18 protein-coding genes are annotated in these 20,977 nt (G+C 70.9%); 7 read left to right on the top strand and 11 right to left on the bottom strand.

Translation table 11 applies throughout. The features are described from left to right. Positions 1-191 precede the first annotated feature (191 nt). A complete protein-coding gene (locus ACIQE0_RS14840) occupies positions 192-1,073 on the bottom strand; it encodes a serine protease (RefSeq protein ID WP_402331864.1) in 882 nt (293 codons plus the stop codon). Positions 1,074-1,454: 381 nt separating this feature from the next. Between ACIQE0_RS14840 and ACIQE0_RS14845 the strand changes: the two genes are divergently transcribed. The 3 genes from ACIQE0_RS14845 (at position 1,455) to ACIQE0_RS14855 (ending at position 5,594) form a co-directional block, all read left to right on the top strand. After that, on the top strand, positions 1,455-1,661 hold the full coding sequence (locus ACIQE0_RS14845; RefSeq protein WP_402331867.1) for a hypothetical protein: 207 nt from the start codon (positions 1,455-1,457) through the stop codon (positions 1,659-1,661). A 749-nt stretch (positions 1,662-2,410) separates the two neighbouring features. Then, positions 2,411-3,895, top strand: coding sequence for an aromatic amino acid ammonia-lyase (locus ACIQE0_RS14850; RefSeq protein WP_402331870.1), 1,485 nt, complete (start codon positions 2,411-2,413; stop codon positions 3,893-3,895). A gap of 46 nt (positions 3,896-3,941) precedes the next feature. Then, positions 3,942-5,594, top strand: a complete 1,653-nt coding sequence (locus ACIQE0_RS14855; protein WP_402331873.1) for an AMP-binding protein — start codon at positions 3,942-3,944, stop codon at positions 5,592-5,594. A gap of 31 nt (positions 5,595-5,625) precedes the next feature. Here the strand turns inward: ACIQE0_RS14855 and ACIQE0_RS14860 are convergent, their stop codons facing one another. Then, positions 5,626-6,132: an Lrp/AsnC family transcriptional regulator gene (locus ACIQE0_RS14860; RefSeq protein WP_402331876.1), complete on the bottom strand. Its 507-nt coding sequence runs from the start codon at positions 6,130-6,132 to the stop codon at positions 5,626-5,628. Positions 6,133-6,247: 115 nt separating this feature from the next. Here ACIQE0_RS14860 and ACIQE0_RS14865 point away from each other — a divergent pair, with 115 nt between their 5' ends. Continuing rightward, positions 6,248-7,567 (top strand): APC family permease, encoded by a 1,320-nt coding sequence (locus ACIQE0_RS14865; protein ID WP_402331879.1) that lies wholly within the window; start codon positions 6,248-6,250, stop codon positions 7,565-7,567. Positions 7,568-7,772: 205 nt separating this feature from the next. On the opposite strand, the gene ACIQE0_RS14870 is transcribed toward ACIQE0_RS14865, so the two are convergent. The 5 genes from ACIQE0_RS14870 to ACIQE0_RS14890 form a co-directional block, all read right to left on the bottom strand. Next, on the bottom strand, positions 7,773-8,921 hold the full coding sequence (locus ACIQE0_RS14870) for an oxygenase MpaB family protein (protein ID WP_402331882.1): 1,149 nt from the start codon (positions 8,919-8,921) through the stop codon (positions 7,773-7,775). A gap of 391 nt (positions 8,922-9,312) precedes the next feature. After that, complete coding sequence (locus ACIQE0_RS14875) at positions 9,313-9,675, bottom strand: YciI family protein (protein ID WP_402331885.1); 363 nt, start codon at positions 9,673-9,675, stop codon at positions 9,313-9,315. Between the two features lie 207 nt (positions 9,676-9,882). After that, positions 9,883-10,539: an HAD-IA family hydrolase gene (locus ACIQE0_RS14880; protein ID WP_402331888.1), complete on the bottom strand. Its 657-nt coding sequence runs from the start codon at positions 10,537-10,539 to the stop codon at positions 9,883-9,885. A gap of 204 nt (positions 10,540-10,743) precedes the next feature. Continuing rightward, positions 10,744-12,786, bottom strand: coding sequence for an alkyl/aryl-sulfatase (locus tag ACIQE0_RS14885; RefSeq protein ID WP_402331891.1), 2,043 nt, complete (start codon positions 12,784-12,786; stop codon positions 10,744-10,746). Positions 12,787-13,007: 221 nt separating this feature from the next. Beyond that, on the bottom strand, positions 13,008-13,967 hold the full coding sequence (locus tag ACIQE0_RS14890; RefSeq protein ID WP_402331894.1) for a LysR family transcriptional regulator: 960 nt from the start codon (positions 13,965-13,967) through the stop codon (positions 13,008-13,010). A gap of 177 nt (positions 13,968-14,144) precedes the next feature. On the opposite strand from ACIQE0_RS14890, the gene ACIQE0_RS14895 reads away from it, so the two are divergent. Further along, positions 14,145-15,029: an aldo/keto reductase gene (locus ACIQE0_RS14895; RefSeq protein WP_402331897.1), complete on the top strand. Its 885-nt coding sequence runs from the start codon at positions 14,145-14,147 to the stop codon at positions 15,027-15,029. Between the two features lie 48 nt (positions 15,030-15,077). On the opposite strand, the gene ACIQE0_RS14900 is transcribed toward ACIQE0_RS14895, so the two are convergent. Further along, entirely contained in the window at positions 15,078-15,947 is an 870-nt protein-coding gene (locus ACIQE0_RS14900; RefSeq protein WP_402331900.1) for an MFS transporter, read from the bottom strand. A gap of 162 nt (positions 15,948-16,109) precedes the next feature. Between ACIQE0_RS14900 and ACIQE0_RS14905 the strand changes: the two genes are divergently transcribed. Continuing rightward, positions 16,110-16,787 carry an ArsR/SmtB family transcription factor gene (locus ACIQE0_RS14905; protein ID WP_402331902.1) on the top strand — a complete coding sequence of 226 codons (678 nt, stop codon included), beginning with the start codon at positions 16,110-16,112 and terminating at the stop codon, positions 16,785-16,787. 40 nt (positions 16,788-16,827) lie between these two features. Further along, a complete protein-coding gene (locus ACIQE0_RS14910) occupies positions 16,828-17,127 on the top strand; it encodes a sulfurtransferase TusA family protein (RefSeq protein ID WP_402331905.1) in 300 nt (99 codons plus the stop codon). A gap of 66 nt (positions 17,128-17,193) precedes the next feature. Here ACIQE0_RS14910 and ACIQE0_RS14915 read toward each other — a convergent pair whose 3' ends face one another. The 3 genes from ACIQE0_RS14915 to ACIQE0_RS14925 are packed head-to-tail and all read right to left on the bottom strand — an operon-like array spanning position 17,194 to position 20,619. Beyond that, a complete protein-coding gene (locus ACIQE0_RS14915; protein WP_402331908.1) occupies positions 17,194-18,069 on the bottom strand; it encodes a geranyl diphosphate 2-C-methyltransferase in 876 nt (291 codons plus the stop codon). A 31-nt stretch (positions 18,070-18,100) separates the two neighbouring features. Beyond that, a complete protein-coding gene (locus tag ACIQE0_RS14920; RefSeq protein ID WP_402331910.1) occupies positions 18,101-19,159 on the bottom strand; it encodes a family 2 encapsulin nanocompartment cargo protein terpene cyclase in 1,059 nt (352 codons plus the stop codon). 17 nt (positions 19,160-19,176) lie between these two features. Then, positions 19,177-20,619, bottom strand: a complete 1,443-nt coding sequence (locus ACIQE0_RS14925; protein WP_402331913.1) for a family 2B encapsulin nanocompartment shell protein — start codon at positions 20,617-20,619, stop codon at positions 19,177-19,179. Positions 20,620-20,977: the final 358 nt, after the last annotated feature.

Here is a 20,977-nt window from a genome sequence, read left to right on the forward strand (position 1 = left end):
GAGACCACCGTGCTGGGGTGGGGAAAACCCCCACCGAGAGGGCTCCGTTGAGGGGTTGGCAGGTTCGGATCTCACTCGGGTGCGGACCGTCCGGCTTCGGGGGCCGTTGGCGATTGGGCTCCCCGTACCCAATGCCGGGTCCCGTGCACATGGCGCACGGGACCCGGTTCACTGCCGACCGCGGCCGGCCGTCAGCGGCGGACGCCCGACGGCTTGGGCAGGGTGCAGCCGTCGCCGTTCAGATCGAGCTTGTTGCCGGCGCCGAAGCACTTGGGGATGGTGTAGGTCTCCTCGGCGTAACCGATGCCCTGGTGGACGGTGACGTTGCCGCTCTCGTCCACCTCGCAGGGGTTGTTGACGGTGCAGTGCTCACCGTTCTCGTTGATGGTGTTGTTGATGGCGGTGACCTTGCCGGTGGCGTTGTCGATCACCGGCGAGCCGGAGGTCCCGCCGATCACGTTGCACTCCGGGGTGTAGCGGACCGAGTCCTTCCAGGTCCAATCGCCTTCCTTCACGGTCGGGGCGAACCCGTCCACGCTACAGTTGTAGGTCTTCTTCCAGTAGCCGGAGACGACGGAGATCGCGGCGCCCTTGGTGGGGTGGTCGGTGGACACCTCCAGCGGCTTGATCCCGTACTTCTGCTCGATCTGCGCATAGGTCGAGCCGGTCTGGTACAGCGTCACGTCGGTGTCGGTCATCGTCGAGTAGACGACCTTGGTGGCCGTCAACGTGCCCAGGTTCCCGGCGGACTTGTCCAGGACGGTGAAACTGCGGCTGGAGGGCTGGTCGACTATCACCTCGCCCGCCGCCGGCATCCCGGTCTCCAGACAGTGGCCGTTGGTCATCACCAATGCCGGGTCGTTCGGCTGCGAGGTGGGCATCTTGACGATCGAGCCGGAGCAGTTGTTCAGCGCCACCGTGCCGGCGAAGTCGACGGCCTGGGTGCGCGGTGGCGTGGGATTGTGGTGCGCGGCGGGGCCGACCGGGGCGGCGCCCGCCGGGGCGGCGGCGGTCAGCAGGGCGGCGGCGCCGAGTGCGGCGGTGGCCAGGGTGCCGACGAGAGGTCGAGACATGTGGGGTCCTCTCAGCTCTGAGTCCGGAGTTCCACGGCGTCAGTTTCCTTCCGCCGGGGCGGATTTGTCATGCACATTGTGCGCTGGAGCGCACCCCACGGCAATGCCCTTCCGAGAACGATGCGGAGTCGGGGCGGAGATCGTCAAGAGGTGGGGGAATCTGGTGCGCTCTTGCTGTGCGGAACCCCAATCGGCCTTCCATCGGCTCCACTTCACCTAAGCGGGCGCGGGCTGGTAGCCGAACTTCCCTGCTTCGCAGAAAAGTTGCGGCCGCCAGGGTCTACGCTGTGGGCCGCGGCAACTGCATGAACTTCAGTCCCGCGCACCGGCGACCGGCGGCGGCCGCACCCGTCTCCCTATCGGGTTGGAGTGGTACGCGCAGTGTCGAAACCGTCTGAGTTCCGAGGCTTCAATGTGGCGCGGCGGGGCTATGACCGCCGGCAGGTCGACCACTACCTCCGTGCCCTGTCCGAGGCCGACTCGCCAGTCGCCCAGCTCCCGTTCGAGATCGTGCGGCGGGGCTATGACTGCCAGGAGGTCGACGCACGCATCAGGGACCTCCTGGCGGACAAAGGCACCGGCGGCTGAGCATGCCAGGCCGCGGTGGTCGGCGGGGCGCCACGGATCCGATATGATCATGGTGCAGCTTCGGCCCGCGGTGACGGGCGGGAGCCATGCGTCTGTGGTCCAAGGAAAGACATCCACCAACCGGTGGGAGATGCAGGTGCAAGGCCTGCCGGGCGCTCCAACAGAAGGTCCTCCCCTCGTATGAGGAGAGGACCTTCGTCGTTTGGGGGTGGGCGGTGCCCTGAGCCTGCCAAGCATGGGTCGGCGAGTCCGTCCTGCCTGGAGGCTGGAGGCTGTTCGGCGGCGCTCGGGCAGCGGCCTTCCGCGACGCGGAGCGACCATTCGCGGCTCAACTCTTCGGCCACGTAAGTCGTTTGGCGAAGTGCGGCCACGCGGCCAGGGCCACGAGGATCATGGTCGCTCCGCCCAGTGCCATCACGGTCGAGGGCGCCGTCGGTGCGGCGCATGCGGCGAGGAAGCCGAGGTCCGGCGGCTTTCCGACGTGGTGGTGCGCGCTCGTTCCCCACCGGCCCGCCGACGCTCAGCCCCCTTCCCCGGCCGCCCCACCGCGCCGCCGGAGACCTCCTGGAGGACGCCGCACGGTGAGGTGAGCGCCACCCGCCGTTCCCGTCCGGGCCGGGGTGTGCGGGCCCGCTTCGGCCCGAGCTGCCCGAACCGGACGAGACCGGCATCATGGTGCACAGTGGTGCCGCGGAAGCGCTCACCGCCCGGGTGGCGACAGCCGTGGCGCTGTGAGAGAGGACATGCGCGTGGGGCACCGGCCTCCCAGCCGACGCGACCCTGCCCCGACCGCCGCGGGGACCATCCCGCTCAACGGGGCAGGACTTGGCTACGCCGATGTGGTGCGGCTCGCCGACGGCCGCGCCCGGGCCGTGCTCGACCCCGTCGCGGTGGAACGGATGGCACGCTGCCACGCCACCGCCCTGCGCCTCGTCGCCATCCGGCGCCTCTACGGGCGCACCACGGGCGTCGGCGCCAACAGCGGTGTGTCCGTCACGCCGCAGGACGCCGCCGAGCACGGTATGCGGCTGCTCCGCAGCCATGCCTGCGGGGCCGGCCGGTCGGTGCCCGCCCGCGAGGTGCGGGCCATGCTCGCGGTCCGCACCAACCAGCTGCTCGCCGGCGGTTCGGGGATCAACCCGCAGGTGGCGCACGCCCTGGTGGCGGCGGTGAACAGCGGTGCCCACCCGGTGGTCCAGGAGTACGGAGGGGTCGGCACCGGAGATCTCGCCGCGCTGGCCCAGACGGGCCTGGCCCTTGCCGGCGAGGTCCCGTGGGAGGGCACCCCGTCGCCCGCCCCCCTGGACAGCAATGATGCGCTCTCCCTGATCAGCAGCAATGCACTGGCACTGGGCCGGTCGGCACTCGTCCTGGACGACCTGCGCCGTCTGCTGCGCGCCGCGCACGCCGTCGCCGCGCTCTGCCTGCTCGGCGTGGACGCCTCGATGGAGCCGTACGCCGAGCCGGTGCACCACGCTCTGCCGCACCCGGGATCGGTGCGCTCCGCCGCGCACATGCGGAGCCTGCTGGGTGCGACGCAGCGTGCCGGCCCGTCGACGGACCGTGTGCAGGACCCGTTCGCCTTCCGCTGCCTGCCGCAGGTGTACGGCGCGGCACTGGAGGCCGCCGACATCATGGAGCGGGTGCTCGACGTCGAGTTGAACGCCGCCGCGGAGAACCCGCTGATCAGCGCGGAGGACCAGGCCGCCTATCACCACGGGGGATTCTTCGCCGCGCAGACCGCACTGGTCCTGGACCATCTCCGGCTGGCCGTCTGCAAGGTCGCCCAGCTCTCCCACGCGCTGCTGGGGGCGCTGTGCAAACCGGCACTGACCGGGCTGCGCCCCTTTCTCGCCGTGGAGGGGAGCTCGGGGGTGATGGTGCTCGGGCACACCGTCGCCGACGCCCTGAGCGACCTGCACAACGCCGCGGTCCCCGCCACCCTCGGCCACGTGGTGCTCTGCCAGGGCTTCGAGGAGCTGGCGAGTTTCGCCTCGCTCGCCGCCCGCCAAGGGCTGCGGACCGTCGAGAGCCTCCGCGTCGTCCTCGCGTGCCTTCTGGTCGCCGCGGTGCGTGCACTGCGCCAGCGCGGCACACCACCGGCCGCCGGGACGCCCGCGGCCCGGGCGTTCCTGCTGGCCGACGAGGCCCTCGACCGGCGCATGGAGGACCGGCCGCTGACCGGGGACGTGGAGGTCGCCGTCGGGCTGCTCGACAGGTTGGGGGAGCTGTGACCGGCCAGGCACCCAGGGCTGCGCGGGCGCGGGGACGGGGGCAGGCGTGCTGAACCTGTTCGGCGGGCTCGTTCCCGGACCGTCGGCGGCCGCCGGATACCGGAAGGCCGGCTGGTGGCGGGACACCACCTTCGCCGCGGACCTGGACCGGCGGGCCGCACAGGACCCGCAGCGCCCGGCCCTCGTCACCTGGCGGCATGCCGAGGGCCGGGAACAGACCCTCACCTTCGGCACGTTGGCCGAACAGGTCGCCTCCTTCACCACCGGCCTCGACCGGCTCGGCGTCCGCCCCGGACAGGTGGTGGTCCACCAACTTCCCGACTGGTGGGAGACGGCCGCGCTGGCGCTGGCGGTGCTGCGACTGGGCGCCGTACTGGCACCGCTGCCGATGTCGACCGGTGCGCGTGAGGTGGCGCGGGCGACGGCCGCCACCGAGGCCGCGGTGTTCATGACGGTGCATCAGTGGCGGGGGCGAGCCCGGGAGGAGACCCTCCGCGCTGTGGGGCGCGCCCGACCGACCGCACAACTGGTCACGCTCGACACCGGAGCGCCCTCGGCGGCGAGGGACCTCGCAACCGTCCTGGGACCGGCGGGCCAGGCACCACCGCCCGCCCCGCAGCCCCCGGACGCGGTGGCCATGGTGGCGTTCACCTCCGGGACCACCGGAGCCGCCAAGGCAGTACTGCACAGCGGCAACACGCTCTACGCCGCGGTACGGCAGATGCTGCGCCCGTTCACGGGGGGCGAACGGCCCCAGTGCGTGGCCACCTCCGCCTCGCTCGGGCACACCCTGGGCCTGCAGTTCTCCGTCCTCGGCCCGCTCGTCCACGGGCACACCACGGTCGTCTGGGACGAGTTCGACGCCCCGACCGTGCTCGATCTCGCCGACCGGCACCGCGTCCGCTTCCTGCTGCTCTGCCCCGCCCACCTACGGCAGTTGGCAGAATGCCAGGCCAGGTCGCGGCACCACCTGCCGGCATTGCGCGCGTTGGCCTGCACCGCCACCCCGCTCTCCCGCGGCGACGTCGACCTGGCCCGCGGCGTCTTCCCCTGCCCCGTGCTCAACGCCTACGGGTTGACCGAGACCGCCGGGGTGACCTGCACCGGCCGCGACGACCCGGCCGACTGGGCGGCGCACAGCATCGGCCGCCCCCGCCCGGGCGTCGAGGTGCGGTCCGGCCCCGCGGACGACACGGAACCGCCGGCCGGCCGGGCGTATGTCCGCGGCCCCGCCGTGTGTCTGGCCACCCTCGACCGGGACACCGCACGGCCCACCTGGACACCGCGGACGACCGACGGCTGGTACGACACCGGGGACTTGGTCCGCCCCGACGGCCGCGGCGGACTGCGGTACCTCGGCCGGGTCGCCGAGCGGGTGTCCGGCCGGGCCGCGTTGATGATCCCGGTGACGGACGTGGAGCGCGAGCTGCGGGACCACCCCCTGGTGCAGGATGCCGCCGTCATCGGTCGGCCCGACGAGCGCCATGGCGAACTGCCCTGGGCCGTCGTCGTCCCCCGAGACCGACCGCCCACGCTCGCGGAGCTCCACACCCACCTGAAACGGAACGGCATGACCGACTGGTACCTGCCCGCCCATCTGGTCATCGTGGACGAACTGCCCCGGGACACGCTGGGCAAGGTGGACAAGCGCCTGCTGCACGAGCGATTGCGCACCACCGGTTTCCCTCTCGACAGTTGACTTCTGCTGGATCTTCCCTGCAAGACAGCGCCTACGGTGCCTGCTCGTGCTCAGGCGGAGCGGACGCGTCGGCTTCGGTCATGCCGTGGGTGATCACGCGGCCGCTCACACTGGTCGAGTACACGATCGTCGTCGTGAGGGAGCCGATCCTCGTGATACGCGCCGTGACGTCCTCAAGGTGACTCATCGAGCGCGCCGCCACCTTGGCGATGAAGCAGTCGCTACCCGTCACATGGTGGCATTCCAGGATCTCCGGGGAGTCACGGAAGATGCCGACGTAGTCCCGGTAGTCGCCGCCGGGGAAGACGATGTTGACGAACGCCAGGATCGGGAGTCCGAGCTTGGGCAGGTTGACCTGCGTCCGGTAGCCCTCGATGATCCCGCTCTGCTCCAGGCGCCTGACCCGCTCGGCGACCGCCGGCGGAGTGAGGGCGACGCGCCGCCCCAGCTCGCTGAAGGTGATGCGGGCGTTGGTCTGCAACTCGCTGAGGAGGTGCCAGTCGGTCGCATCGAGGGACGCTTTCACATCATCAGTCATTGGCCGATGGTACGTAATTTTCGATAGTTGAATCTCCCAGATGCTTACAAGTTCCCCTGTGAGGTGCGGAGTTGAGCGCCATAAAGTTAAGTGCGTCTACGCAAGGAGGATGGTGGTGGGTACCCGGCAGGCAGGGCAGGTCGCCGCTGAGCGGAAGGGTTCGGTTCCCGTCGGGAGGCTCAACTTCGCGCAGGGGACGGCCTTGTATGTGGGAGCGGTGCTGGGCACCGGTGTCCTCGCGCTCCCCGGCCTGACCGCGAAAGCGGCCGGCCCGGCCTCCCTGGTGGCCTGGCTCGCGCTCATCGTGACGTCCGTCCCGCTGGCCGCGACGTTCGCGGCACTTGCCGCACGGCAGCCGGACTCGGGCGGCGTGTCGACGTATGTGCGCCGGGCGTTCGGCCACCGGGCCGCCACCGTCGTGGGCTGGTGGTTCTATCTGGGCGCCCCGGTGGGCATTCCGGCGTTGGCCTTCTTCGGCGCGTCCTATCTGGAACGGAGCACCGGCGGCGGCTGGGCGGCGACCACCGGCTACGCGGCATGCCTGCTGGTGGTGGGCTTCGCGGCCAACGTCTTCGGGGTGCGGGTCTCCGGACGGGTCCAACTCATCCTGTCGGGATCGCTCGCGCTGTTGCTCGCCCTGGGCATCCTGGTGGCGCTCCCGCACGCGGACCCGGGAAACCTACGGCCCTTCGCCCCGCACGGATGGTCGGCGATCGGTCCGGCCGCGGCACTTCTGGTGTGGTCGTTCACGGGATGGGAGACCGTCACGCATCTGTCCGCGGAGTTCGCCCATCCGCAACGCGACATCAGGCGCGCGACCGTCGGAGCGCTGCTCACGATAGGGGTCCTCTATCTGGGCCTGGCGACCGTCACGGTGCTGGCGCTCGGCAGCGTCTCCGGCACCACGGCGACTTCCCTGGCCTCGCTGCTGGAACTGGGTTTCGGCCCCTTCGGCGAGGTACTCGCCAGCGTGATCGCGATCCTCACCACACTCGGCACCATGAACGCCTATATCGCCGGCACGGCCAAGCTCGGAGCCGCACTGGCCCGCGACGGAGCGCTGCCCGGGGCACTCGGCAGCGGCGCCGAGGCAGGCGGTGTACCCCGGCGCAGCCTGTCCGTCGTCGGGGCGATCTCGGGAACCGTCTTCCTCGTCGCCGCCGCCACGAAGTCGGAGGTTCAGCCCCTGGTGTTGAGCACCACGGCATGCCTGGGAGCCGTCTACGCCATCGGCTCGGCGGCCGGCGCCCGACTGCTGCGACACGGCACCCGATGGGGCATGGCCGCCGCCATGACGTCACTCGCCACCATCGTCGTCCTGCTTGCGCTGACCGGGTGGTACCTGATCTGGCCGCTGCTCCTCGCCGCCGCCGCGCTTGCCTGGTGCGCCCGACACTGGCCGGAACCAACGGAGTCGGCGGCGTCGCAACCGTAGGCGGAACGGGCGAAGCGCCCGCCGACGGGAAGCGCGTTCACCACCACCGACCGGGAATGCGGCAGGCGGCCCAACCCGGAGACATCGCCGAGCAGTTGGGACGCCCGCACCCCTGCCTACGCCTCGGCGCCCTCCGTGCCTGGCGCAGCCCGCGGGCCACCGCGCCGCGCGTGCGACGGACGTCGGCCAGGCAGGCACCGTGGCGTCAGCGGTTGTCGTGGAGTTCCTGGTGCATCTGCGGCTGGTCGTCCTCGTCGTGAGTGAGGGCGAAGCGCTCGACGCCGTTGAACGCCTTGGACGCGATGCCGAGGATCTCCTTGTACGGGTTGACGCCGATGGCCTCTTTGGTGGCGCCGCCGAAGAGGCCGCCGCCGATGCCGCTGATGACGTCGTGGCCGGCGGCCAGCGGCTGGCCGGCCAGGTCCAGGACGCTGCGGGGGAGGCCGGCCATGTCGGCGTACGTGTCGGTGAGCGCCACGCGGACCATCGCCATATAGGCGTCATGCGCCCCCGGCGGCAGGAACTTCCGGTAGAAGTCGACGGCCTGCCGGGTCATGAAGACCCCGTCGTCGGTCTTCTGCCACTCGGTGTCCCGCTGGGAGTTCCACAGCTGCTCGGCCTCGTCGGCGTCCTTGGGCAGCAACCACTGCTCCGGGGTGCCGAGATAGTGGTTGACGTAGTGCCAGGCACACACGAAGCCGCGGGCGTCCGCGCGCGAGACGTCGATGCCGAGGTGCTTCATCGCCTGGAGGATCTGGGTGCTGAAGACGAAGGAGGCGCCGGTGGTGTACTTCTGCGAGACCGGCTCGCCCCACTTCTCGTAGTCCCACTCGCCGCTCTTCTTGTGCAGCTGCCGCACCGAGGCGTGGACCAGGCGCACCTTGGTGACGGTCGCGGCGAGCGACCCGTCCCGCAGCGCGTTCCTGTTGCCCATGTCGAGGAAGAGACGGGAGGACTGCGACAGTCGCCGGCCCGGACCCTCCACACCGCCCAGGCGCCCGGTCGAACGGAGCGTGAACGCGCCGGTGGGGGAGAGGTAGGTGCCGATGAGTCCGACGGTGCCCTGAAGCATCGACGCCTCACCGTGGTGGTGGGCGAAGAAACCCTCCGCGGCCTGCACGTCCGCCTCGCTCCACCCCGGCGGCTCGGCCGCCGCCACCTCCAGGAACTCCCGCAAGCGAACCGGCAGTTGCGCGTTGTCCTGGCCCGGCTTCAGCGTCCCGATCGTACGGAACAGACCGTTGACGCCATCGACCTCCCTGGTGTCGATCAGATCGGACACCAGCGCATCGGCGAGCGGGTCACCGACCTTGTTCGCCGCTTCCAACGCGTCCGCGATCGTCTCAACCGTCATAGCCACCGTGTAGGGCTCCCTGTCCTCGTGATCCATGTGGCGGCACGCCTGCCGGGGTGGTGCCGCGGAGCCGGACCGACGAGCCTGTCGGCGCTGACTCCACGCGCACGCTCGGCAATTGGTTCGGACCCAACTCCTGTTTTGTCACAGCACAGTTGGGTCCTCGGCGATCCCTTGGCAGATGTACCGCTCGGCCAAGCTGTCCCGAGCCGCAGCCGCCCATGCGGGCGCGAGCCCATGAGCACTCGTACGGGGGAATGGCCAGGAGCCGGAAGCGCCTCCTGGACGGCGTCCTCGCACGCGTCGAAGGCGCCCCACCGGCGGACGAGCGCGCCGAGGGCCTGCGGCGCCGACTCGCGCAGCAGGCCCTCGACTTCGTGGAGCGCGACGCTCACCCGTCCTTCGCGGACTCGTGCAGCACCGGCCACAACTCCACCGGCTCCACATCGGCGAACGGCATGTCCGCGGCGATCTGCTGCGCCCGCTCAAGGCTCGCGCAATCCAGCAGGTAGAAGCTGGCGAGGTACTCCTCGGTCTCCAGATACCGCCCGTCGGTGACGGCCGGGACCCCGTCCTCCCGGCGCACCAGCTGGGCCGCGGCGGCATCCGCCAGACCGAAGGCCCCCAGCAGCTCGCCGCTCTCCCGGTACCTCGTGTTGAAGGCGTCCTGCTTGGCGATCGCCTCCGGCCACGCCTCGGCCGGGAAGGAATCCCACTTGGCCTGGTTGCCGTAGAGCATCGCGACGTACTTCATCTCGGGTGTCCTCCCCGTCCCACGCGCCCCACTGGCGCGCTGTCACCCTTCAGTCGGAGCAGGAAGACGGTCCTCGACATCCGACGAGAACTTTCTTCACCTCGTCCTCCGAGCCGCCCCCGAACGGCTTCCCGGCCCCGTCCGATACGCCGAGAACCCGCCGAAGCGGCAGCGGGGCCGGCAGCTCGGGACCGCCTGCCGCGGCCCCTACACCGCGACCGCCACATCGATGCCGGTGTCCGTGCGGCGCACCGTCACGGCGGAGAGATCCGGGATCACCGCGTCGGCCCCGGACGCCAGGTCATCGGCTGCATGCGTGGTGGTGAGCGCCACGGTGGTCATGCCCGCGGCCCGAGCGGCGTCGAGGCCGGCCGGGGCGTCCTCGAAGGCGATGCAGCGGGCGGGGTCCACGCCGAGCAGCCGGGCGGCGGTCAGGAACGGCTCCGGATGCGGCTTGTGACGGGTGACGTCGTCGACGGCCACCAGGTACGCGACATCGAGGCCGGCGGCGCTCAGGCGCGCGTTCGCGACGCGCCGGGTGCCGGAGGTGACGACTGCCCAACGGTGCGAGGGGAGGGACGCGAGCAACTCCCGTGAGCCGGGCACCGGGACGACACCCCCGGCGACGGCGTCGTCGACCTCGGCCTGTTGCAGCTCAGCCAGTGCCGCGGCAACCCGCTCCGAAGGCAGGAGGTCCGCCACGATCGCGGCCGCCGGGCGGCCGTGCGGCCGGACGGCCAGGACGTCGGCCAGGGTGAGGCCGTGCGCGATTGCCCAACGCGTCCAGCAGCGGGACACCGAGGCCAGGGAGGAGACCAGCGTCTCATCGCTGTCGAACAGCAGAGCATCGACCGAGAACTTCATGGTCAGCGAGGGTACCGGGGGTGCCTGGGCGGTCCGACACGGTGCGGGGCGGCCGGGCTGCGCAGGCGGCGCGCGGTCGGCGGCGCCCGTTGCCCGACGGCCCGGACGCGACGGCCCGGAGCGCGTTGTGCACGCGGCCGTCGGGCCCCACACGGGTCGCGTGGGGCCCGACGACTGCCTGGCGTGGGCCCGGCGGGGAGGCGGCTACGGGGTGACGATGGCGAAGTCGGTGTCGGGCTTGGTGAGATAGCCGAAGACGGTGGCGGGCGCGGTCGGGTCGTCACCGGTGACGGTGATGTCGCCGTTGTCGACGGCCGCGTTGAACACGTCCTGGAAGATGCCGTCGGGGGCGGAGGCCGCGATCAGGACCCTGTTGAGGGTCTGGCGGGTGAGGGTGATCGTCGCCTGGGGCTTGGCGACCAGGATGTCCTTGCCCGGGACCTGGATCAGCGCGCCGTTGCGCAGGGTGGTGGTGACGCCCTCCTGCTGCGGTTCGGTGATGTGCCACTGCAGGGCGATCGGTTCGGGTTGCTCCTTGCCGGCCGTGGGGCCGTCGATGCCCTGGGCGAGGGTGTCGAAGACCTGCTCCAGGCTCAGGCTCGGCACCATGTCGAAACCGCCTTGGGTGGGGGTGCCCCCGGGCCCGTCGAGGACCTCCTTCGCACCGGTGAGGAAGAAGTTGCGCCAGGTGCCGTTCTCGGCGCCGTAACCGAGCTGGGTGAGTGCCTGGGACTGCAACTCCTTGGCCCTGCCCTGGTGTTCGTCGGTGAGACCGGGGGCGAAGACGGCGTGGTTGACCAGCTCCACCACCCACCGGTAGTCCCCGGCCTCGTACGCCTCCTGGGCCTTGGCGAGGAGGTTGTCCGCGCCGCCGAGGGCGTCGACGTAGCGGCGTCCGGCCTCGGTGGGCGGGTAGTTCCACAGATGGGCCGGATTGCCGTCGAACCATCCGATGTAGCGCTGGTAGACGGCCTTGACGTCGTGGCTGACCGAGCCGTAGTAGCCGCGGTTGTACCAGTGCGCGGCCAACGTGGCGGGCAACTGGAAGTCCTCGGCCGCCTCGATGCCGGTGGCGCCCTGGTTGATCAGCCGCAGCGTCTGGTCGTTGAGGTAGGCGTACAGGTCCCGCTGGTTGCTCAGCAGCGTGACGATGTTCTCCTGGCCCCAGGTCGGCCAGTGGTGCTGGGCGAACTCGACGTCGGTGTGCTCAGCGAACGTCTGAAGGGCCTGGGTGAGGTACTTCGACCAGGCATGGGCGTCACGGACCTGGGCGCCGCGCAGCGTGAGGAGGTTGTGCAGGGTGTGGGTGGCGTTCTCCGCCATGCACAGCGCCCGGAACTGGGGGAGGTAGATGTTCATCTCCGCCGGCGCCTCGGTGCCGGGCGTGAGCTGGAAGATCAGGCGCACCCCGTCGACCGTCAGGCGGGTCAGCCCGGGCCGCCAGGGGATCACATCGGCGGCCTCCCACTGCTCGCGCGGGGTGGCGGTGGCGCTGGTGATGGTCTGGTTCGGCGGGATCAGGGTGACCTCGCCGGTGGAGATGGTCAGCCCCAGACCCGCGCCCACCTGCCCGGACGGCCCCTTCTCCAGCTGGGGTCCGTACATGAACGAGGCGCGGCGGGCCATCGCGGGCCCGGCATAGATGTTCTCGCTGACCGCGTGCTCCAGGAAGCCGTCCGGCGCGATGAACGGGATGTCCGGGATCTCCTGGCCCTCCAGACCGAACAGGCCGCGCACGCCGCCGAAGTGGTCGACGTGGCTGTGCGTGTAGAGCACCGCGGAGACCGGGCTCTGGTCGTTGGTGGTGTCCCGGTAGAGCTTGAGCGCGTGGTATGCGGTCTCCCGCGAGGCCAGTGGGTCGATGACGATGATCCCCGACTGCCCCTTGATGATCGTCATGTTCGACAGGTCGTAGCCGCGGACCTGGTAGAGGGCGCCGCTCGCGCCAGCGGTGACCTGGAACAGGCCGGCGGAGCGGGTGAGTTGCCCCTGACGTACCAGGCTGGGATTGGCGGTCGGGAAGCCCTCCCGCAGGTCCTCGTCCAGGAAGTCGTAGGCCGTGAAGTCCCAGACGACGCGCTCGGGGTTGGTGCGCGACGGGATCGCAGGCAGATCCGGCAGGGCCAGCAGCCCCCGCTGCGCGTTCTCGTAGTCGACGGAATCGTCGAACGGCAGCGCCTGGCTCGCCGTCCGGTTCGCCTCGGCGATGAACGACGACGCCTCGACCGGCTCCCGGTAGGTGCTCACGCATGACCTCCTCTGCGGACACGGAGAGTCCGTGCCCGGGTGCATTGGGTGAGCGACAAGGTTGTCGTGTGCCCAGCCCGCGCTCAAGGGGGAGAACCGGCCATCCGGACGCCTGGAAGAGCCAACGCCGAGCCGGCGCCGGGCCGGCACGGGCCGCTGCCGAACCGAACGACGGGGGAAACGGCCCCCGATGAACGGCACCTCTCGGAAGCGCTGCCGTGTCAGCTCTGGAGCATCGCCTCGAAGGGCGGCGGTGGCGCGGGGGCAGCCCCCGCGTCACGCTGCTGCCTGGCCTGTTCGCGGAGGGCCTGGATGAACGTCGTGAGGTGCGGATGGTCGCGGCGGCGGCCGAGCGTGGCCACGCCGATGTGCCGGGTCGGGGTCGGCGGCTCGATCGGGACGGCGTGCAGACCCGGCACCGTCGGGGCGAGCGCGACGGAGGGGACGAGGGTGATTCCCATTCCCGCGGCGACGAGCGAGCGGGCGAAGAAGTAGTCGGTGGTGGTGCCGCGCACTTCCGGTGCGAAGCCGGCGCGCTCGGCGTAACGGCGCAGATATGCCTCGGTCTTGAGGCATCCGAGCACCCAGGGTTCGGATGCCAGCTCGGCGAGGTCGAGCGAATCGCGGTCGGCGAGCCGATGCCCCTCCGGCACGACGACGTGCAGGGGGTCCTCCAGAAGTGCGGTCCAGTGCAGGCCGGGGCTCGGGCCCGGTCCGACGGGCAGCGGGCCGTCGAAGCGGTAGGCGAGAGCGAGGTCGACCGCGCCTTGGCGGACCAGGGGCAGGGCGACCTCGGGCTCGCCCTCTCTGACGTGGAACAGGGTGCCGGGATGGGCTGCCATGAACCGGGGGAGAGCGCCGGGCAGCAGCTGTCTGCCGCCGCTGGTGAAGGTGGCGACGGTGAACTGTACGCGGCCCGTGCTGAGTCGCTCGACCTGCTGCTTGGCCTGTGCGAGTTCGGCGGCGACGGACTCGGCGGCCCCGACCATGATCTGGCCGGCCTGAGTGAGGGTGACCCCGCGCGTGCTGCGCGCCACGACTTGGGCGCCCAGGCTGCGTTCCAACACCGCCACGTGCTGGGAGACGGCGGAGGGGGTGAGGCGGAGAGCCGTGGCCGCCTTGCTGAAGCTGCCGTGGTCCGCCACCGCCCGCAGGACGCGGAGCCGCTGCACGTCGATCAACAGTATTCCTTAACGCACTTTCAGTAAGCCGCCACTTCTGCTGATGACGATAGGTCTCCAGAGTGGGGGCATGCAAAGGAGCTGCGGCATCGGCGGAAGCCGGTTCCGCGGACGAGACGGCTTCGCCGTTCTCCGCAACGCATCCGCCGTCCCGCAGAGTGAGGAACGCCGACCACCATGCACCACCGCACCATCGCAGGCACCACCGTCGGCGCCGTCGGCCTGGGGGCCATGCCGCTGTCCATCGAGCACCGCCCGGACGAGCGGCGGGCCATCGCCACCGTCCACGCCGCCGTCGACGCCGGCGTCACGCTCATCGACACCGCCGACAGCTACCACTGGCACGCCGGCGAGGTGGGCCACAACGAGCTGCTGGTCGCCCGCGCCCTGGCCGGCTACGGCGGTGACACCTCCGGCGTTCTGGTCGCCACCAAGGGCGGCCGCGGCCGGCCCGGCGACGGCAGGTGGACCGTCACCGGTACCCCGGAACATCTCAGGCGCGCCGCCGAGGACTCTGCCAAGCGGCTGGGCGTCGACGCGATCGGCCTGTACCAGCTGCACAAGCCGGACCCGGCCGTGCCCTGGGCGGAGTCCGTCGGCGCGCTGCGCGAACTCCTCGACGCCGGCACGATCCGCGCCGCCGGCATCTCCAACGTCACCACCGCCCAGATCCGCCAGGCGCACGCGATCCTCGGCGCCGGACTCGTCTCCGTGCAGAACCAGTACTCGCCCGCGGTCCGCGACAGCGAGCCCCAGCTGCGGCTGAGCACCGAGTTGGGGCTGGCGTTCCTGCCCTGGAGCCCCCTCGGCGGCATCTCCCGCAGTTCCCTGGACGGACCCTCCGGCCCGGCCTCCGTGGGCACCGCGTTCCACCGCGTCGCGGCCGAGCGCGGCGTCAGCCCGCAGCAGATCGCCCTGGCCTGGCTGCTCGCCCGCTCACCGGCCGTGATCCCGGTGCCGGGAGCCAGCCGCCCGGCCTCCATCGCCGACTCGGCCCGCGCCGCGGAACTCAGCCTGAACGAGGCGGAGTTGATGCGGCTTGAGCACGCTCTGCCGAGCTGAGTCAGGGCGGGGCGGGGCGTCGAAGCGCGCCGCGCCCCAGTGTGCGTGTCAGTGGGCCTCGGGGCGGTGTTCGGTGATCCAGCGGGCGGCGAGGAGGCCGGAGGCGGCGGTGAGGGCGGCCGCGGCGATGATGGTGGCGTTGAGGCCGAGGGCGTCGGCGAGGACGCCGGCGACGAGGGCGCCGGCCGCGTAGCCGATGTCGCGCCAAAAGCGGTAGGTGCCAAGGGCGTTGGCGCGCCAGGCGGGGTGGGCGTGGTCGGAGACGGAGGCGATCAGCGCCGGGTAGACCATGGCGGTTCCCAGGCCGAGGGCCACGGCGGACAGGATGCCGGCGAGCAGCGGGTGATCGAGCAGGGCGAGTGCGGGGACGGGGCGCAGGCCGTAGCCGGTGGCGAGGTAGCCGGTGACCAGGGCGGTGACGCCGACCGCGGTGTAGCCGGCGGCCTCGTTGAGTCCGGTGGCCAGTCCGCGGCGGGCCGGGCCGACGAGGTCGATCTTCATGTTGACCGTCATCGACCAGGCCAGGCCCTGGTTCAGGCCGAGCAGGACGTTGGCGCCGACGATCCATTCCCACGAGGGCGCCCAGGCGAGCACGAACGGGACGGGGACGCCCAGCAGCCAGCCGGCCAGCAGGAGTTGCTTGCGGCGGAAGCGGCCGGTGAGCGCGCCCGCTGCGAGGTTGGTCAGGGCCTTGGTGAGGCCGAAGGCGATGATGAAGGAGAAGACGGCCAGGTCGCTGGTGAGCCCGAAGACGTCGGAGCCGATGAGCGGGACGGTGGTGCGTTCGAGGCCGACCAGGCCGCCGACGGCGACGTTGACGATGACCAGCAGGGTGAACTGCAGCCAGTTCTCCCGTAGCCCGAGTCGGACGGGTCGCCCCGAGGCGTCGGTCGGTGCGGTGGCGGTGGTGGTGTTCACGAGGGGGAGTCCTCCGTGCCCGTTCCGGGCCCCTCGTCCACGAGCGGTATGAGGTGAGCGTCCGTGGGGCCCACGGCTGTCCTCCAAAATTTTCGGGAGCGGGGAGTGTGGTCACGCCCTCCAGACTCCACTACAATAATCCATGGATTTATGGAGGATACGGTGACGGTGAACTCGAAAAGCGGAACGAAGTCCCGGCTGTACGACGCGTTCGCGGCCAGCGGCAAGGCTCTGGCCAGCGGAAAGCGCCTGGAACTGCTGGATCTGCTGGCCCAGGGCGAGCGCACCGTGGACGCCCTGGCAAAGGCGGCCGGGCTGAACCTCACGACCGCCTCGGCGCACCTGCAGACGCTCAAGCAGGCCGGCTTCGTCGCCACCCGCCGGGAAGGTGTGCGCATCCACTACCGGCTGGCCGGTGACGACGTCGCCCAGCTGCTCTCGCTGCTGTGCAAGGTCGCCGTGACCCACCAGTCCGCGGTGCCCGCCGCCCGCGATGCCCACCTCGGCGAGGACACCACGGGCGAGCTCGGCCGCGAGGAGCTGCGGGCACGGATCGCGGCCGGCGACGTCCTGGTGCTCGATGTGCGGCCGGTGGAGGAGTACCGCGCCGGGCACATCCCGGGCGCGCACTCCATCCCGGCCGGGGAGCTGGCCGAGCGGATCAACGAGCTGCCCGAGGACATCGAGATCGTCGTCTACTGCCGCGGCGAGTACTGCGTCCTGGCCTACGACGCCGTACGGCTGCTGACCGACCGCGGCCGCCGGGCGATCCGCCTCAACGACGGCATGCTGGAGTGGCGCCTGTCCGAACTGCCCGTCGACGCCTCGGACGTGAGGTGACCCCGCCGGCCGGGGCGATCCTCGTCAGCGCCTGTCGCCGATGAGTCCCGTGCACCCCGAGAGCCCCGCACCGGACCTCACCGTCGACGGCACCGGCCTCCTCTGCGTCACCCTCCTGCTGCGCCTGCGCAAGGAGATCGCCGACGCCGCACCGGGCACCGTCGTCCACCTCATCGCCACCGACCCCGCCGCCCCGCTCGACCTGCCCGCCTGGTGCCACATGACCGGACACCACTACCTCGGCCCCGTCCCCGGCGACGCACGGCCCGTCTACGCCCTCCGGCTCTCGGCCGGCGCCCGCCCCACCCGGGCCGACGCCCCCTGGCACCCCACCCCCTGAGAGCACCCGCGCCGGACACGCGGATGCGGGGCCGCGCCACCACCGGCGCGGCCCCGCATCCGTAGGTCACACCCGGTCGGCGACGATCAGCAGATACTGGAAGCTGCCGTTGCGGTACGCGTCGAGGAAGGTGTCCTCGACGCCGGTGACCAGGTGCTCGGCCTCCCGGCGCAGTTCCCAGTACGGCAGCGCCGCCTGGGTCAGGTCCTCGACGTGCACCGGGACGAGCCGGTTGTTCGCCAGGGCGCGGAAGTACGCCGAGCGGGGGTGGATGTCGCAGATGTAGTGCGCGTTGATGAGCGACACCTCACGGGAGGCCCGCCCATAGGCGTCGTTGTAGCAACCGGTGATCGTGACGTACCGCCCACCGCGCCGCAGCAGCCGCGCGTGCTCCGCGAAGAGCAGGTCCAACTCCACGTACATGGTCGACTCGTTGTTCCAGGACGCCGCGTACGCGCCGGAGGCGAAGCCGGTGTCGAGCATGTTGCGGTGGTGGTAGCGCACCCTGTCGTCGATACCGCGCTTGCGGGCCTGCTCGTTGGCGAAAGCGGCCTGCTTGGCGGAGATCGTCACCCCGTCGGCGCCGCAGCCGTGGCGCAGATGCGCCACCACGCTGCCCCCACCACGTCCGCAGCCGGCGTCGAAGACCCGGTCGGTGGGGGAGAGGTCGCCGAGGTGGGAGGCGAGCAGGTCGGCCTGGGCGTGTTCCAGGCGGTGCAGTTCGCCGGTGATCCGCTCACGGCGGCGGGCGGGGTCCGGCTCGTCCAGTACCGACCGGTCGGCGTCACCGATGCCGTAGTGGTGGTGGTACAGATCGTCGATCCTGCCGAGTTCGAGGTTGACCGGGTTCTCCTCGGCGTTCCAGTAGTCCGCGACCCGGGACTGGTACGTGGACTGGGTCGGCACCGGGGGACGGACGGTGTCGGCGTGGGCGATGCTCAACGGTGACTCCTTGCGGGATGCGCTGGTCGGTTTACCAGTAGTCGGGCAGCTGGTAGCGGTCGGTGTTGGTGGCGTGCCACTCGTGGTTGCCGGCGACCCAGTCGGACAGGCCCCGGACGTACTTCTCAAGGAGGGGCGAGATGGCGGACAGCGGTGCCGCCTCCGCCTCGAACGCCTCCATCACCTGGTTGTGGATCTCCACGCTCTTCAGGTAGGCGGCCTTCAGACCGCGTTTGTCGTTGGCGGCCACCACCTGCGGCAGGTTCAAGTGGCGGGGATCACTGGCCAGTTCCTTGGTGAAGGAATAGAGGTCGTTGACGATGGTCGTGGCGTTGCAGGCCAGCGCCGTGACCCGCTGGACCTCCGGACGGGCGTAGAGCGCCTCGGGCAGTTCGTAGCCGTCCACGGCGTCGACGATGGACAGGCACGGGCGGAAGTTGTTGAACTGCCGCATCACCAGGTACTCCCAGACGGGCGGTACGTACCGCGTCTGCGCCCAGGACGCCTCGGCGAGATACCCCAGGTGGAGCCGGGCGACGTCGTGGACGAACCGGTCCGTCTGACTGGGCGTCGCCAGCGCCGCGTAGTCCTTCAGCGCCCAGTGGTACGAGCGCAGCGGCCCGTCGGCCTGCACGCCGTCGCGCCACTCCCGCTCCAGCGCGGGCGTCGCGTGGAACGGATCGAGGGCCGACTGGGCCACGACCAGACGGCCGCCCAGGCGGTGGCGCGCCGCTCCCCGGCCCTCGTCCTCCTCGCAGTAGCAGCTGTCGACGATGTTCTCGGCCAGCAGCAACTTGCCGGCCACGGTGAGGCGTTCGAGATCGGCCGCCCCCGGATACTGGAGGACGACGGCCCGGCCGCACTGGAACTCCGCGAAGTCCCCCGTCCACTGGGCGGGGAAGAGATCCAACCCACGGGCCCAGGCCTCCAGTCTGCGGTCGATCTCCTTGGCCTTCTCCGGATCGGCGGGAGCGGCGGGACGGTACGTCAGCCCCGGGACGGCTCCGCCGCGGTGGGCCCGCAGACTGCGGACGAGGTTGGGCGGGCCGGGCAGCGCGAACCCGGCGTCGGTCTGGGAGGGCGTGCTCATCGTGGGTACTCCACCGGTCAGTCGGCGCTCCGGCCGAGCTGGACGTTCTCAAGGATGCCGACGGCGTCGGGCACGAGGATGGCCATCGAGTAGTAGGCGGTGACGAGGTACTTGACGATGGCGGCGTCGTCGATGCCCATGAAGCGGACGTTCAGGCCCGGCTGGAACTCCTCGGGGATACCGGTCTGGTACAGACCGACGACCCCCTGGTCCGCCTCCCCGGTGCGCAGCGCGATGATGCTGCTGGTGTGCACGCCGCTGATCGGGATCTTGCCGCACGGGAAGATCGGGACGCCGCGCCAGGCAGGGACCTCGTGCCCGTCGACGTTGGCCGTGCCGGGCACCAGACCGCGCTTGTTGCACTGCCGGAAGAAGGCCGCGATGGCCTTCGGATGGGCCAGGAACAGCCGTGTCTTGCGGCGCATGGACAGCAGCTCGTCCATGTCGTCGGGGGTGGGCGGACCGGTGTAGGTGCTGATGCGCTGGCCGTAGTCGGCGTTGTGCAGCAGCCCGAACTCCCGGTTGTTGACCATCTCCCATTCCTGGCGCTCGCGGATCTCCTCGACGGTGAGCCGGAGTTGCTGCTGGGTCTGGTCCATCGGGTGGTTGTAGAGATCGGCGACCCGGCTGTGCACCCGCAGCACGGTCTGGGTCAGCGAGAGCCCGTACTCACGCGGGGCGAGGTCGTAGTCGACGAAGCCGCCGGGCAGCGTCGGCTCGCCGACGTGCCCCGCCTGCACCGGCACCTCCGCCTCGCCCTTGCGGTTCGCCGGACGCTGCTGCTGCTCCGCGTACGCCGTCAGATGCGCGGCCAGGGACGGCACGCGGTCGGTGAACTCCCGGAGTACGTCCCAGGGCAGCACCATCAACACGCCCGGCGTCTCCGCCCGGACCGAACTGCGCCACCGCGGGTCGGGCCGGCCGAGCGCCTCGTCCCCGATCTGGTCGCCGTCCGTGACGACGCCGAGGACCTCCTCCCCGCCGTACTTGCCGGCCGTGTAGCGGGCGAACCGCCCATGGACGACCAGATACGCCTCGGTGGCCGACTGCCCCGCCTCGAACAGCACCTGCCCGGCGCGGACCTCCCGGACCCGGAACCGGCCGGCGAGCTCCCGCAGGACGTCGGGCTCGTCGTAACCGCGCAGCGCCGGCAGTTCGGTGAGGGTCTGCGGGATCACCTTGATGTCGTCCGAGCCGTTGTGCTCGAACTGGACACGGCCGCGCCCGATCCGGAGCTGAAGGCGCCGGTTGACCCGGTAGGTGCCGCCCTTGACGTCCACCCACGGCAGCGACTTGATCAGCCACCGCGAGGTGATGCCCTGCATCTGCGGCTCGGACTTGGTGGTGGTCGCGAGCTGGCGTGCGGCGTGCGTACTGAGGCTGGTGAGCGCACCGTCTGCGGGCGGTTCGAGAGCAGGCTCTTCGGTGGCGGAACCGGTGACGTTGTCCGGTACGGACACTTTCCCTCCCGGGACAGGAACAGAAGTGAGCAAAGAGGGCCGGTGGTGCGCGGGGTGGCCGTGTGCAGGTACAAGCGAAACAGGCTGGAGATCATCTCGGTACAGCGTGAAAGGGGGCGCTCCCGCAACCGGAAGGGCCAAACCTCAAGTCGTCGCATCCGGCGCGTAATTGAGCTTCAACGCGCCGGCCACTTTTCCGTGCGCCGGGGGTAATTCCCTTGCGTGCAGGGCGTGTTGCGTGCGGTGTTGGTGAACACCCGCCGGATTGCCACCCATTCGTCCCGTCCTGCTCCACCGTACTGCCGGAGCGGCCGCCCGCAGCGGAAGCGGCCGTCGATTGCCGGTACGGCGGCAACCA

Source organism: Streptomyces sp. NPDC093097, from assembly GCF_044754325.1.
In the GTDB taxonomy this organism is placed as follows: domain Bacteria; phylum Actinomycetota; class Actinomycetes; order Streptomycetales; family Streptomycetaceae; genus Streptomyces.